Source organism: Neobacillus niacini (genome assembly GCF_019749295.1).
GTDB classification, from domain to species: Bacteria; Bacillota; Bacilli; order Bacillales; family Cytobacillaceae; genus Neobacillus; species Neobacillus niacini_D.
On the sequence record NZ_JACWFG010000002.1, the window covers coordinates 280,914 to 295,070 of the forward strand.

Genomic DNA, 14,157 nt, shown 5'->3' on the forward strand with positions numbered 1-14,157 from the left:
AAGCGGAGTTTTTCCGTTTAAATTGGGAAATACACATATTTCCTTAAAAATAGGCGGATATTTTCCGCTTATTGTTTCTAAATCATCATAAATTGTCTTATTTAAAGCCGTTAAGCGGAATATCTCCGCCTATACTGCTTCTAAAAGTTCCTCTATCAAAAATAACCGGAAATTCTCCGCTTATGAGTTTCCAATCCTACTAGAAAATACACTGAATACTAACAGAGCCCTTCCAACGTAAAAATGCCTTCCTTTCTCTCGAAAAGAAGACATAAATCCTTATGACGATGAGTTTCCATGAATGCTTATCAATTCATCCACAGTCTGAATCTTCCTATCTCCTCTAACATCTTCCTCCGGTGTTGCAAATGACTGATCGTCCGGAGTACTGGAAGCTTCTTTATTCTCTAGCTCCTCTTGCGCTTTTACCGTTCGTTTGGCATACGGCAGGGCTTTAAGCCTTTCAAACGGTATGGGTTCTCCTGTATCGACACAAATACCATAAGTTCCTGTCTTAATCCGCTCCAAAGCCTCATTCACTTCTTCAAGGAGATTGTTTGCTGTCTCATGCAAAACTCTTTGTTTTTCTCGTTCTTCTAATTGTGTGGCACTATCCGCAAAATGATTATCATAGCTTGTTAATTCTCCATAATCCTCAAACGCTAAAGGCTGACTGGCTTTTGCCATTTGAATGGTTTCTTCTTTCAGCTGTACTAATCTTTTCTCAAAATAAGCTAACTCTTCTTTTGATAACATTTATTTTCCCTCCCCAATTTCTTTCCTGTTATTTACCCGTTCATGTATAAACATGAAACTTTCTATCCACATCCAATTAAAAAATGGCATCATTGTATGACTTCGTCTCATCGTTGTTTCCCCCGTTAATAATTTTATCCTCTATTGATTTCTCTTTTCTCAGCTTCCATAACCGATAGGAATGGTGAGCAATCACCTTCATCACCGCATAAACGGGCACCGCTATAATTAAGCCAAGAACCCCTCCAATACGTCCTGCTGCAAGCAGCAAGGAAATAATCGTAAGCGGATGGATCTCTAATTTTTTCCCCATCACCTGAGGTGAAATAATATGTCCTTCAATCTGTTGGACGACAACCATCACTATGAGGACTTTTACCACCATAATTGGTGAGTCGATACACGCAATAATCATCGCTGGAATGATCGCAAGGATTGGGCCGATAAACGGAATGACATTGGTAAACATGGCAAATATCGCAAGTAGAAGCGAATAATCAAGGTCAATCACTAAATATCCGATAAAAAGCATAGCACCGATACAAAAGCTAACTAGAACTTGGCCTTGAATATAAGAGCTGAGTGCCTCATCTAAATCTGCTAATATCTTTCGTCCATTTTTCTGCTGCTTGGCTGGCAAAAAACGAAGAATATGCCGCGGTGCCTTTTCGCCTTCTTTTAACATGTAATAAAGAATAAAGGGAACCGTGGCAAACACTGTGACAATACTGGCAAGCACCCCGATAATATTCATTACATTTGTTCCGATAGTTGAGAGACTCTTAGAAACTGATTTTGTAATTGTTTCAGAAGCCTTTTCTACATCAACACTGTCACTTTGCCGTAAATGACTGTTCCATTTACTCTGCTGCAGCTCAGTCACTTTGTCCTGTATCGCTTCCATGAGTTGAGGTGCGCTATCAGCGAAATTCTTCACTTGCTCCTTCAAAAGCGGACCGCCAAGAGAGACTAATAAGGTTAGTAAAAAACCAAATAAGAGATAAATGAGCAGGATTGAAAGGATCCTTGGTATATTTTTCAACTCAAGAAAATTGACCAGCGGGCGAAACAAGTAATACAGCACTCCGGCAATTAAGAAGGGAAAAAAGAGTGTTTGGACAAGTAAGAAGATTGGCCGGAATATAAAATCAATTTTCATTGCGACTAAAATAATTAAAAATATAAGCAAAAGACCGTAACCAAACCGAAATGCTTTTGTCTGCAGCATGTTCCACACCTCCAATCATCAAAACCCTTTATGAATAAATACCCTTTCTTAAACGAAGCTAATCCCACATTTTGCAGATTTACAAAAATAAGCTGTTCACACAAAAAAAGACATGCGGAGCACCACACATCTTTTGACTTCCATTCATTGTTTATTTCTTACCAAGTGAAGGTGTAATGTTCAATTTTCCGAGTATATTTTTTACTTTCATTCTGTTCTGTTCAGAGGCTAACCACTTTGCGACCGGTACGATCACTCCCATGACTGTTAAAAAACGTTTCATCACCAGACCTCCTTTTTAATGAAAAGAAGCTTGTACACATCTGCACAAGCTTCTCTTTTATTACAGTAAGGAATACTCATTGCAAAAGCATTAGTCGTTGTCACGCTGGTTACTCCGCGATTCTCCGCCTTTTCGGCCAATCTCCTGATAAAATTCTTTATCGTGGTTCTCTGAGGTGGCTTCGCCGCCTTTACGCCCAATTTCTTGATAGAATTCTTTATCATGGTTTTCTGAGGTAGCCTCGCCGCCTTTTTGACCAATCTCTTGATAGAACTCTTTATCATGGTTTTCTGCGGTAGCTTCGCCGCCTTTTTGACCAATTTCTTGATAGAATTCTTTGTCATGGTTTTCTGAGGTAGCTTCTCCGCCTTTTTGACCAATCTCTTGATAGAATTCTTTATCATGGTTTTTTGAGGTGGCTTCGCCGCCTTTGCGTCCTGCTTCTTCTCTGCTCATTGTCTCATTATTGTTCGCCATTTGTGTTTCCTCCTCTAATTTGTTTTTTGTCGATTATTTATACTTCTTCGTTCAGGTTAACTTGTAACCTATGCTTATGTAGTACCACCAAATGACGAATCTAAAACTCCTTTTTCTCTCTTTAATCATTTTGAAATATATGTAAATTATGAAATATTTCTTATGAGAAGCTTATTTAATAAGAGGTTTATGACAACCTATAACGGGTATTTAGACTAGTAAGTCACATGATCTATTAAGGTTGGGGAATACAAGCCCCAACCCATTTTTTGATTCAGAGGTGAAAAAATGAATCTATTCTTTCTACTTATCTATTTCATCATTATTACAGGTGTCATCGAAATATTTGTTATTCTATTTCGGCTGACAGATCTCAAATTGGAGGTTTCCAGGTTCCAGGTAATTTCGTTAATGACAGGTACAGGTTTTACAACGGGCGAGTCTGAGCTGATTTTAGGTCACCCGGTTCGCAGGAAACTAGCTACTTTCCTCATTCTATTTGGCGCCTTTTCACTAGCTGTGATCATTTCATCCATTAGTACGATTCTCTCAGACGATCTTCGAACAAAAGAAGTTTTATATGGTGCGGGGGCTGTTCTGCTTATCTTTGCCATTTTAAAACTGAAGACTATGCAAACAAAGCTATCAGAGGTATTTAAGCAAGACATGAAACAAAATATTGAACTAGGTGACCTGCCAATTAGAGATATCTTTATGTCTGAAGAACAAGACAAGCTGCTAAACCTCCATATCTATAAAGAGTCTTCACTCTTTCACAAACAAATCAAACAGGTGATCCATGATTATGAGCAGTTAGAGTTTGTTGTTTTGTTTATCCAAAGAGGCGAATTAAAACTAAGGAAAAATATCTATCATACGAAAATACACGAAGGCGATCAGATACTGTTATTCGGCGAAGAAAGCGTCATCTCCAAACTTTTTAAAAATGATATTAAAATCATGGAGGAAAAACTTAAAGATTCCCAACATACTCCGGTCAGCGAGCACCAATCATTATAATAAGCCCTTCGCAGGCCATAAAAAGGCACACGTTATCCTAAAATGACGTGTGCCTTCCTATGTGACTTAGCTGACAATTTTTTTTACATCTAAATACAAAATATGGTGTCCGACAGCCTCTCGGACTTTGAACAGGTATCCATCATATTTAGCCTCTGTCCCAATACCAACGTCAAAGTTTTGTGTTAGAAACCAGCCGCCGATTGTATCGATTCTTTCACCGGTTATGTTTGTACCGAGTAAAGAGTTAACATCCTCAATTAACACTTTTCCATCCAGTAAATAATGGTTTTCCTTTACCTTTTGAATCGCTGCGACTTCATCGGTATCAAATTCGTCTCGTACCTCCCCCACAATTTCCTCAATAATATCCTCAACGGTTACTAACCCTGAAGTACCGCCGTATTCATCGACAAGGATAGCCATTTGACTGCGCTCTTTTTGCATTCTCACCAATAAGTCATGGATAGGAATGGTTTCAATCACTTTCATCACTGGCTTTACGAAAGAGCTTAGACTAATTTCTTCAGTATGGCTTTTATCGATTACTTTTGACGTTAGAAAAACCTTCACGTTTAGGAGCCCCACGATGTTGTCTTTATCGCCATCAACAATGGGATAACGGGAATAACTCTCCATCCTTATTTTGTCCATCACCTCATCAATACTGTCACTAATTGAAAATGTACTCATCTCCGTCCGCGGGACCATTATTTCTTTTGCCACTCTCTCATCAAATTCAAAAATATTGTTCACATAGGTTAACTCATTTTGATTAATTTCACCCTTCCTATAGCTTTCCGACAATAGCAACCGCAGCTCTTCTTCCGAATGAGCTAATTCTTGTTCAGATTCCGGCTTTAAGCCAAAAAGCCCGACCAAGAGCCTCGCTGAACCGTTTAGTGCCCAAATAAAGGGCCGCATCACTTTGGTAAACCCTATGATTGGAGCGGCAAACAGCAGTGCAACCTCCTCGGCTTTATGAATGGCAACGGTTTTCGGAGCTAATTCCCCCACTACGACATGCAAAAACGTAACAGACGCAAAGGCAATGATAAAAGATAGAATATGTGAAATGTATTCATTGATATTTAATACCGAAAACAAAGGATGAATGATTTTTTCCACCGTCGGTTCTCCCAGCCACCCGAGTCCGAGCGCCGTAACCGTTATCCCCAATTGACAGGCTGACAGGTATTCATCCAGATGGTTTACTACCTTTTTAGCAGAAACGGCACCCTTTTTTCCTTCCGTAATCAATTGATCAATTCTAGATGGGCGAACCTTTACAATCGCAAATTCTATTGCTACGAAAAAACCTGTTAATGCTATTAAAAGGGCTATTAATAATAGATTTATAATCGTCATTGAGCAGCCTTCCTCCCTTCTTATAAAAGGGCTGTGTTAAACTGGGCTGTTGATTTGCGCTACAGGCGCGAGCGGTTCGCGGGCTCGCCCGTGAGCCTCCTTACAGCTTCGCACCTGCGGGGTCTCACTCAGCTCGTTCATCCCGCAGGACATTGTATTTCTTCCTTGAATCCGCCCACGCACGAAGAAAATGCGATAGCATTTTCGAGGAGTCGAGCGCCTTTCGCTCCAATCAACAGGTTCTTAAATCAACAGTGTCCTTTTAACACAGCCTATAAAAATAACAATCCGAAATCTATTAGATCCGGATTGTTATCATTTCGTTTTGTCTTAACGAATCTCTTATTCTATTATTTGGTTATCGATTTTATTGTCCAGCTTACACAGGTATTTGGAAGCGAAGTCTTTTCCTCCGAGACCGAATGCTAATCCAAACGCTAATGCTAATCCGCCTAATAGAAGGATAAAGGCAGCGTTGACGATGGAGTGCGCAACACCCAGTTGATCTAATGCCATAAAGATGGTAAAGGTAAAGATGGTATATTTCGCAACTGCAGCAAGTGTTCTTGAATAGCTGTTTTTAAGGATATTTTCTAAAATACGCTGTACTAAGTTACCAAGATATAAACCAATTCCCAAGATAATTAAGGCAGCGAATAACATTGGTAAATATGAGATTACAGCGGTTCCTAGAACAACAAGGAACTCCAATTGAACAACCTGTAAGGCCTCAACTGTGAATAATAATATAACGACAATTTTAGCCAGCATTCCGATAATCTGCGAGAGTGTATACGTTGATTGCTCTGGTTTAAGAGAGCCGACACCCATTTGGGTAAAAACATTATCAACCTTTAAACGCCAAAGCATTTGCGTGACGATTCTCTCCACCCATTTTCCAAGCCAAATCCCCACTAAGATTAGAATAACGGCCACGGCAATGTTTGGTATTAGCGATACAACATCCTGAAGCATAGCAATGGCTGGATCAGAAATACCTTTTAATTCAAGTTTTTCTAAAGCTGTAATGATGGTAGGAATCAAGATTAAAATAAACGCAATGTTTCCGATAATACTAGATAGACTTATGCTATCCGTTGTTTTTACGATTCCTAAACGCTCCCCAAGTTTTTCCGTCCCAATACTGTTCAAGAAGTTTGATAGAATATCTCGGACTATTTTTGCAATCAGCCAGCCGACAAACACAATCAGGGCAGCCGCAAATAGCTTAGGTAAAAATGCTAGTAAGGTTGAAAGTGTATCTGCAAATGGTTCCGAAACGCCTTCGATCTGCAATGCTCCTAATACTCCCGGCAAGAATAGTAAAAGAACAAAATAGAAAATTGCCTTTGCAATACCGTTTACTTTGTTTACCGCTTCACTTTGACTGATGGCAATTTTCCATTGAACGAAGCGTCGTTCTAAATGAACCATAGCCGCTCCCTTTTTAAAGAGCATACGAAGCAGCGAAGCAACTCCCCAAGCAAATAGTAAAATAAGGGCAGCTTTTAAAACGTTTGGAATTGCTGCTGTAATCATCGTAAGCATTTCTACTAGCGGTGTCGCAATAAAGCTTAAGTTAAGCATATTGAAAAAGATGATCCACACGACAACCAATAAGATATAGTAAACTATTTTTCCAATGATAATTTCAGAAGAATATTTCTTTGTTCCGATGTTTGCAAATAACTTATCATCAAACTTTGTTCTTTTTAAAAGTGCCTCAACACTTTTTCCAATGCTTTTGGCAATCAGCCATCCAACTAATAAGACTAAAAGGGCAAATAATAGGTTGGGAAGCTGGTAAAAGTATGAGGTCCATCCTGTCATCATTTCGTTTAGATTCATTCTACCTATCTCCTTTTCTACTTTTTATAGATAGGCTGTGTTAAACTTGGCTGTTGATTTGCGCTCCTGGCGCTATGCTTTCCACGGGCTCGCCCGTGAGCCTCCTCGGTCGTACCGACCTCCGGGGTCTCACTCAGCTCGTGCATCCCGCAGGACTTTGAATTTACTCCCTCGAATAATCACCGCACGAAGAAAATGCGATAGCATTTTCGAGGATCAAGCGCCTTCCGCTCCAATCAACAGGTTCTAAAATCAACAGTCTTCTTTAACACAGCCAATAGATAAGAAAAAGATGATCGTATTCCTTTTCTTATCTCCTCTGCTTTTAGTTTGTTTCTGGATTTTTGTTCTCTGCTTCATCTTTGTGTTCTCCGTCCGTTACACCGTTGTCCTGGTCTACACCATCTCCACATCCAGTTAAAACACCTAATGTTAAGCCAAATACCATACCTGTCATGATTAGTTTCTTTTTCCACGTTTTTTCCATTGTTATTTCCTCCTTTAATTTGTCTAGTATGCATTTACCCTTTTAGTAAGTGACCTAAACAAAAAATCTTCATTTTCTATCAACCAAATAGCAACCTTGCATTTTTTTTCGAAAAGGTATTAATAGGAAGAAAAAGGTTTTCCAGCCCTTTTCTCCCCAAAAAAAGTTTCAGATCTTTTTTTACGGGAATATAAAAAGCAGAACAAACATTACAAAGTTCCAAAAATTCTTGGAGGTGCAAATCATGAAGAAGAGTTTACTAGTTGGCGGATTGGCTGTTTCTCTTACTCTTGCCGGTTTAACAGGATGCGGTGATGGGGTCGACCAAGATAATGGAGTCAGTGATGGAAAAAAGTCTGATGAAGTAGATAAGGGCACCATGCAAAAAGCCGAAGATACCATTAATAATGTAGAAAAAGAACTAAAACAAGCACAAAACAACTTAGAAAAGAAAATTGACGATAACGGTGTTAGTGATGGTGTTAACCAATAACCACAGATGTTGCAATAAATAAAGGCTCTGTTTTCATTCACTGTTCATACTCGTATAAGAGGTATGCGGTACGAATGAATAGGCGGAGAATTTCCGGCTATTGTATGTAGTGGAAGCTAAAAGAGCAGTTATAAGCGGAGATATTCCGGTTAACGGCTCTAAAAAAACCTAATTCCAATGATTTGGATAAGATAACCGGAAAATCTCCGTTTATTTTTAATGAAATAGGGGTATTTTCCAAAATAGCCGGAAATCTTCCGCTTATTTTTCAACACATTGAAATCAACAGCCTGGTTTAACACCATAAATAAAATTACAAGGAGGCAAAACAAAATGAACAAAGATAAAGTGAATGGCTATGCAGATACGATTAAAGGAAAGGCAAAGGAACAATGGGGTAAAATGACGGATGATCGTTCGGCAGAAACCGAGGGTAAAGTGGACCAAACGAAAGGTAAATTGCAAGAAAAGGTTGGAGAAATAAAGGATAGATTATCACGATAGTCATGTGGTAAAACATCAAACTATGAATCTATCGAAATGAAAAAGGAGAGGAATTAAATGGACAGGACTGAAAAAAATGTTGTTGGTGTCTATGATACCGAACAGGAAGCCATTATTGCGATTGAAAAGCTAGTCAGAGATGGATACAACAAGCAGGATATTTGTGTCATTGGTCAAGACCTTAAAAACGTGAATCATATTGCGGACGAAACAGGTACAGTAGCGGAAGAAAGTGCTGCTAAAGGTGCGATAACAGGCGGGACACTCGGCGGCCTAACAGGCTTACTAGTAGGGATAGGTGCTCTGGCCATCCCGGGAGCCGGTCCCATCATTGCCGCTGGCCCCATTGCCTCAAGTTTAATTGGAACGATTACAGGTGCAGGTCTAGGCGGATTAACAGGAGCACTCATTGGGCTCGGAATTCCAGACGATGAAGCTGAATACTATGGAAACTCTGTTAAAGAAGGAAAAATATTAGTTCTAACCAAAGATAAAATAGATAACATGGATGACAGGAATACATTAGCAGAAGCAAACAATAGCTCGATGGCACAGGATTGGGGCGAACTAAAGAGGCTTGGCGATGAAATGCAGCATTCTGATTCTAAGGATGAGCTGAGGGATAAAAGTAAAGTTCCTGATCCTAAACAATACTAACCACAAAAAAACGGTCCCAGCTAAAGGACCGTTTTACTTGTTAAGAAGAGGCCCCCATGCCTCTTCTTTTGCGTTATATAATAACCCCTTTTATTCGACCTAGACCGGGTCCTTCCCCCAAAGTTGCCGGTCTATTGTAAGAAGTCTGAGAAGTGATTGAAATTTTCGTTCACGAAGTCGATCGCGATGTCTGGGAATACTCCAAACAGTATAGACGCTGCGACGGTGACGATGAGAACAACCACGATTCCGACTGGTATTTTTGTAAACTTGCTGTCATCCGCAGCTGGGCGGAAGAACATTTGTGTCATGATACCAAAATAGTAGAAATAAGAAACGACTGTTGTTGCAATCATGATAGAAGCCAATACATAATGCGGCTCCTGCCCCATGAAAGCACCGATGAAGATGTTCAGCTTACCGATGAATCCTGCTGTTCCTGGGAAGCCCGCTAAAGCGACTAATAAAATCCCCATCGCGACTGCCAATACAGGTGAACGGCGATACAAGCCGGCAAAGTCAGAAATCTTCGTTGAACCTGTTTTCGCCTCTACCAATTGAATAATGGCAAAAGCTCCAAGGTTCATGAACAAGTATGCTAATAAATAGAACCAGACTGTGTAAAAGAAGTTTGAACTCAAAGTCGTGAACGCCACTAGAATGTAACCAGCGTGGGCAATACTTGAGTACGCAAACATTCTTTTAATATTGCTTTGCCTCAACGCTACCACGTTTCCGATAATCATCGTAGCTGCAGCAATGACAGCAATATAGTCCTGCATATTGTACAGTATTGGTATCGAACCAGGGCCTTCTGTTGCCGCTACCCCAAAGATTGAAATCATAATTCGTGCCACAATTACAAAGCCGGCTGTTTTTGAAACCACGCTCAAGAATGCTGTAACCGGCGTTGGCGCACCTTGGTAAACATCTGGTGCCCACATATGAAACGGAGCAGCAGCCAATTTAAAGCCTAAGCCAACAAAGATCATGATAAATGCCAGCCCAAGCAAATACGCATGCTGTGCGTCCGCTAACGCCTGCAGTGTTCGTGCGATGGCTAACAGGTTCGTTGAGCCTGTTAAACCATACACATAGCTCATCCCAAACAATGTAATCGCAGTAGCAATTGAACCGTTGATGACGTATTTCATCGCCGATTCATTTGATTGTAAGTTGTTCTTGCGGATACCCGCTAGAATATAAGAAGAAATCGATAACAACTCGAGACCGATAAATAGTGTAATTAAATCGCCGCTGGAGGTCATGATCATTCCGCCAAGTAAGCCGGTTAGGAATAGATAATAAAACTCTCCGCGGTATTCTTCCAATCCCTCGTCAGCCTTGTAAGAGACAGCTAAAAATAGAACAAGTGCTGCTCCTGCAAGCAGAAGGAATTTGAATGCTTTTCCAAAAGAATCAAGACGGAAGGTATCCTCTAAAATCGAATCAGGTGCTGCACCAAGCATTCCAGCCAGGGAAACCATTGCGGCGAAAATCGCGGCAATTCCGATCCAGCCGAGGATTCGGCGGTCTTGTTTTTTCGGCATAAATAAATCTAGTATTGTGATAAGCGCAGCAACACCAACGATGATGAACTCTGGTGTCATGATGCCCCAATTATATGATGTTAATTCTTCAAGACTCATCCTTCATCACCCTCCTAACCCTAGCATAATCGTTTCAAGTGTGGCTTGAAGCGGTGAGCTTAGAACGCTTGGTACTACTCCAATTAAGACGATCAATGCGACTAACACAAGAACCGGTACGAACTCAACGCCCTTCAAATCAAGGACTCCGGTAAAGTCACGGTGTGCTTGGCCGTACGTAATGCCGAGAACGGCACGTAATAAATAAACAGCGGTCATAATTATACCGATACAGCCGACAGCAGCAATCCAAGGCATTTCTTCAAATAGCCCTAAGAAAGCCATAAATTCGCTGACGAAACCGGACATACCCGGCAAACCAAGAGACGCTAGGCCGCCTGCAAGCAAGAAGCCTGAAGCAATTGGCATACCCTTTGCCATTCCGCCAAGGTTTTCCAACAGCGACGTGTCTGTGCGCTCGTAGAAGGCACCTACTAGGAAGAACAATAACGCTGAGATTAAACCGTGTGAAACCACTTGGAAAATTGCACCCTGAACGCCTGCCTCATTCATCGCTGCTAACCCGATTAACACGATTCCCATGTGGGAAATCGAAGAGTAAGCCAAAACCATTTTAAAGTCTGTTTGAATGAACGCTAGGAAGGCCCCGTAGAGTAGGTTTACGACCCCAAGGATGGCCAAGAGTACCGCAAGAGTTTCAAACTGCTCTGGAAAAATCCCCATACCAAAGCGAATTAACCCGTACGCACCAATTTTCAATAGAATACCAGAGTGAATCATAACAATTGAAGGCGGTGCCTGCACGTGAACGCGAAGCATCCAGTTGTGTAATGGGAAGATTGGCAGCTTAACGCCAAAAGCGACTAAGAGTGCAATCAATAACCCTAGTTTTAAATCGCCCGATATTGGAACATTCGGATCGTTCATGATCCCCGTCAGCATTTCAATATTGGTTGTTCCTGTTTTCGCAAACAGAATCATAATCACGATTAACAGTACAGCAGAGCCTAACCCGTTATAGATTAAGAAGCTGTAAGCTGCTTTTTCTTTTTCAAAATAACCCCATTTCCCTATTAAGAAAAAGGTTGGAATTAAAGTAATTTCAAAGAATAAGAAAAATAGAATTAAGTTTTCAGCTGTAAATACGCCAAGCATTCCGATTTCTAGCAGCAGGAACAGCATGAAGTAGCCTTTCCATTCTTTTTTAATATAAATGGAGGCAATCGCCGCAAGTGTTGCAACCACAGCGGTTAAAACCACCAGCAGCATCGTTAAGCCGCTGACGCCAAGTTCATAGTTTACTGCCCAGTAACCAGCCTCCGTACCCTGCAAGCCGCCGAAGGTAATCCATTCCTTGGCTACGTCAAAGTCGCTCAAATCCTTGCCCCATAGATAATGGAGATAAAGACCGACTGATGCAATCAGAGCTGGCAGAGTCGCTAGGAAGCCGACAATTTTAATACTTTTTTCTTCTGTTTTAGGCATGAAGGCTAAAACGATAATTCCGAGTAACGGGGAGAATACTAATATTGATAGAACGAAAGAAAGATCCATTTATAGGTACCCCCCTGTTAACACAAAGATGACGGCAAGCAGTGCCATACCAACGAATGCTACTGTAACATAGGTTTGCGTTTGACCTGTTTGCAGCTTCGAACCTGCTGCTCCAAGACCTTGAACAATCCCTGCTACGCCTTTCATGATCCCTTCAACTAGGAAGACATCAATAAAGCGTAAGAAGTAGCTGATTCCTTTTGTAAGTGCCACTACTGACATTTGATAGAATTCGTCAATGTAATATTTGTTTAGTAAAATGCTGTGCAATGTATCGCCGCTGCCTGACAGCCAGTTGCGTGCGAGCGAACGCTTGTAGTAAATCAAGTATGCAAGGTAGATACCTGCTAAAGATACCACTGTTGCTGCGATCATAATCCAGATTGGACCTTCAATATGACTATGACCAAGTGCTTCATTTCCAGCAACGAGCCAATCACCAAGATTGTGGTTGAAAGGTGTTTGAACGTAACCAGCGATAATCGCTAATACACCAAGAACAATCATTGGCAGGGTCATCATTGATGGTGATTCATGCACTTTATTCAATGGGCTTCGTGCTTCACCTGTAAAGACCATGAAGAACAAGCGGAACATATAAAATGCAGTCATAAATGCCGCTGCAAGCGCTAATAGGAACAGAACTGGATGTCCGCCTTCCCAAGCTGCAATTAAGATTTCGTCCTTACTGAAGAAACCTGAAAATAGTGGTACACCGCTGATTGCGAGTGTTCCAATTAAGAATAGTGGTGCGGTAAGCTTAAGCTTTTTCCAAAGACCGCCCATTTCTTCAATATTCTGTGTGTGTACCGCATGAATGACGCTTCCGGCTGCTAAGAATAGCAGTGCTTTAAAGAAAGCATGTGTCATCAGGTGGAATACACCTGCCACATAACCGGCAGAACCTAACGCCAGCATCATGTAGCCAAGCTGGCTGACGGTTGAATAAGCTAAAACGCGTTTAATATCGGTTTGTACCAGACCAATGCTCGCTGCAAAAATAGCTGTAAACGCACCTATGACCGCGATGGTTAACAATGCCGTTTCACTCGCTGCGAACAGCGGGAAAAGAGCAGCTACTAAATATACACCGGCAGCAACCATGGTAGCCGCGTGAATTAAAGCCGAAACAGGTGTCGGACCTTCCATCGCGTCCGGCAGCCAAGTGTGAAGCGGGAACTGACCTGATTTACCAACAGCACCGATAAAGATTAAGATCGCTGTTAAGGTAATCATCGTAGTTGATATAGCGCCAGCCTCAACCGCTTCGAAGATTTCACTGTATTCGAAGCTTTTTGTTTCCCAAAATAATAAAATCATCCCGATGAAGAGACCAACGTCTCCGATACGGGTCATAATGAACGCTTTTTTTGCCGCAGCCTTCGCTTCTTCTTTGTAAAAATAAAATCCGATTAAGAGGAAGGAACCGACTCCGACGAGCTCCCAGAAAATATAGGTTTGCAGCAGGTTTGGCGAGATGACAAGCCCAAGCATCGCAAACGTAAATAGTCCTAAATAGGCATAGAATACTGGAAACCGCTCATCCCCGTGCATATATCCCTTTGAATAAGTATGTACCAGGAAGCTGACGAGCGAGACAATTACTAGCATTAATGCATTCAATTGATTCACTTCAAAGCCCGCTGTTAAAGAAATATCTCCTATCTTGAGCCACTCCGTTGAAGTCTTGTACGTGGTTTGCGTGAACCTTTCGAACAACACCAACAACGAATACACAAGCGCGGCAAGCGTAGCGAGAATCCCCACATATGCACTCGCATCCTTCATGCGCTTACCAAATAGAAGAAGAATCAAAAACGATAATAGCGGGAAAAGCGGTATGATCCATGCATTTTCCATCATCATCACAAT

At 41.2% G+C, this 14,157-nt stretch carries 14 protein-coding genes; 4 read left to right on the forward strand and 10 right to left on the reverse strand.

All coding sequences use genetic code 11. The features are described from left to right. Positions 1 to 279 precede the first annotated feature (279 nt). The 4 genes from H0184_RS05020 to gsiB all read right to left on the reverse strand — a co-directional run bounded on the left by H0184_RS05020 (position 280) and on the right by gsiB (position 2,744). Complete coding sequence (locus tag H0184_RS05020; RefSeq protein ID WP_221822128.1) at positions 280 to 756, reverse strand: TraR/DksA C4-type zinc finger protein; 477 nt, start codon at positions 754 to 756, stop codon at positions 280 to 282. A 76-nt stretch (positions 757 to 832) separates the two neighbouring features. Beyond that, on the reverse strand, positions 833 to 1,984 hold the full coding sequence (locus H0184_RS05025; RefSeq protein ID WP_221822129.1) for an AI-2E family transporter: 1,152 nt from the start codon (positions 1,982 to 1,984) through the stop codon (positions 833 to 835). 151 nt (positions 1,985 to 2,135) lie between these two features. After that, entirely contained in the window at positions 2,136 to 2,267 is a 132-nt protein-coding gene (locus H0184_RS27590; RefSeq protein ID WP_260631434.1) for a hypothetical protein, read from the reverse strand. Positions 2,268 to 2,357: 90 nt separating this feature from the next. Continuing rightward, positions 2,358 to 2,744: a glucose starvation-inducible protein GsiB gene (gene gsiB / locus H0184_RS05030; protein WP_221822132.1), complete on the reverse strand. Its 387-nt coding sequence runs from the start codon at positions 2,742 to 2,744 to the stop codon at positions 2,358 to 2,360. Positions 2,745 to 3,032: 288 nt separating this feature from the next. Here gsiB and H0184_RS05035 point away from each other — a divergent pair, with 288 nt between their 5' ends. Then, complete coding sequence (locus tag H0184_RS05035; RefSeq protein ID WP_221822133.1) at positions 3,033 to 3,764, forward strand: hypothetical protein; 732 nt, start codon at positions 3,033 to 3,035, stop codon at positions 3,762 to 3,764. Between the two features lie 66 nt (positions 3,765 to 3,830). Here the strand turns inward: H0184_RS05035 and H0184_RS05040 are convergent, their stop codons facing one another. The 3 genes from H0184_RS05040 to H0184_RS05050 form a co-directional block, all read right to left on the reverse strand. Continuing rightward, positions 3,831 to 5,132 carry a hemolysin family protein gene (locus tag H0184_RS05040; protein ID WP_221822134.1) on the reverse strand — a complete coding sequence of 434 codons (1,302 nt, stop codon included), beginning with the start codon at positions 5,130 to 5,132 and terminating at the stop codon, positions 3,831 to 3,833. Positions 5,133 to 5,474: 342 nt separating this feature from the next. Next, complete coding sequence (locus tag H0184_RS05045; RefSeq protein ID WP_221822135.1) at positions 5,475 to 6,980, reverse strand: mechanosensitive ion channel; 1,506 nt, start codon at positions 6,978 to 6,980, stop codon at positions 5,475 to 5,477. Between the two features lie 325 nt (positions 6,981 to 7,305). After that, positions 7,306 to 7,467: a hypothetical protein gene (locus H0184_RS05050; protein WP_221822137.1), complete on the reverse strand. Its 162-nt coding sequence runs from the start codon at positions 7,465 to 7,467 to the stop codon at positions 7,306 to 7,308. A 244-nt stretch (positions 7,468 to 7,711) separates the two neighbouring features. Here H0184_RS05050 and H0184_RS05055 point away from each other — a divergent pair, with 244 nt between their 5' ends. From H0184_RS05055 to H0184_RS05065, 3 genes are all read left to right on the forward strand, one after another. Beyond that, a complete protein-coding gene (locus H0184_RS05055) occupies positions 7,712 to 7,960 on the forward strand; it encodes a hypothetical protein (RefSeq protein WP_221822138.1) in 249 nt (82 codons plus the stop codon). 333 nt (positions 7,961 to 8,293) lie between these two features. Next, complete coding sequence (locus H0184_RS05060) at positions 8,294 to 8,464, forward strand: CsbD family protein (RefSeq protein WP_221822139.1); 171 nt, start codon at positions 8,294 to 8,296, stop codon at positions 8,462 to 8,464. 57 nt (positions 8,465 to 8,521) lie between these two features. Beyond that, positions 8,522 to 9,121 carry a general stress protein gene (locus H0184_RS05065; RefSeq protein ID WP_221822141.1) on the forward strand — a complete coding sequence of 200 codons (600 nt, stop codon included), beginning with the start codon at positions 8,522 to 8,524 and terminating at the stop codon, positions 9,119 to 9,121. Positions 9,122 to 9,252: 131 nt separating this feature from the next. Here the strand turns inward: H0184_RS05065 and nuoN are convergent, their stop codons facing one another. Genes nuoN through nuoL form a run of 3 tightly spaced genes read right to left on the reverse strand, consistent with a single transcriptional unit; the run spans position 9,253 to position 14,148 of the window. Further along, the gene (gene nuoN, locus H0184_RS05070) at positions 9,253 to 10,770 is read right to left on the reverse strand and encodes an NADH-quinone oxidoreductase subunit NuoN (protein ID WP_221822142.1); all 1,518 of its coding nucleotides are present in this window, start codon (positions 10,768 to 10,770) and stop codon (positions 9,253 to 9,255) included. A gap of 6 nt (positions 10,771 to 10,776) precedes the next feature. Beyond that, the gene (locus tag H0184_RS05075) at positions 10,777 to 12,285 is read right to left on the reverse strand and encodes a complex I subunit 4 family protein (RefSeq protein WP_221822143.1); all 1,509 of its coding nucleotides are present in this window, start codon (positions 12,283 to 12,285) and stop codon (positions 10,777 to 10,779) included. Next, positions 12,286 to 14,148, reverse strand: a complete 1,863-nt coding sequence (gene nuoL / locus H0184_RS05080) for an NADH-quinone oxidoreductase subunit L (RefSeq protein WP_221822455.1) — start codon at positions 14,146 to 14,148, stop codon at positions 12,286 to 12,288. Positions 14,149 to 14,157 lie beyond the last annotated feature (9 nt).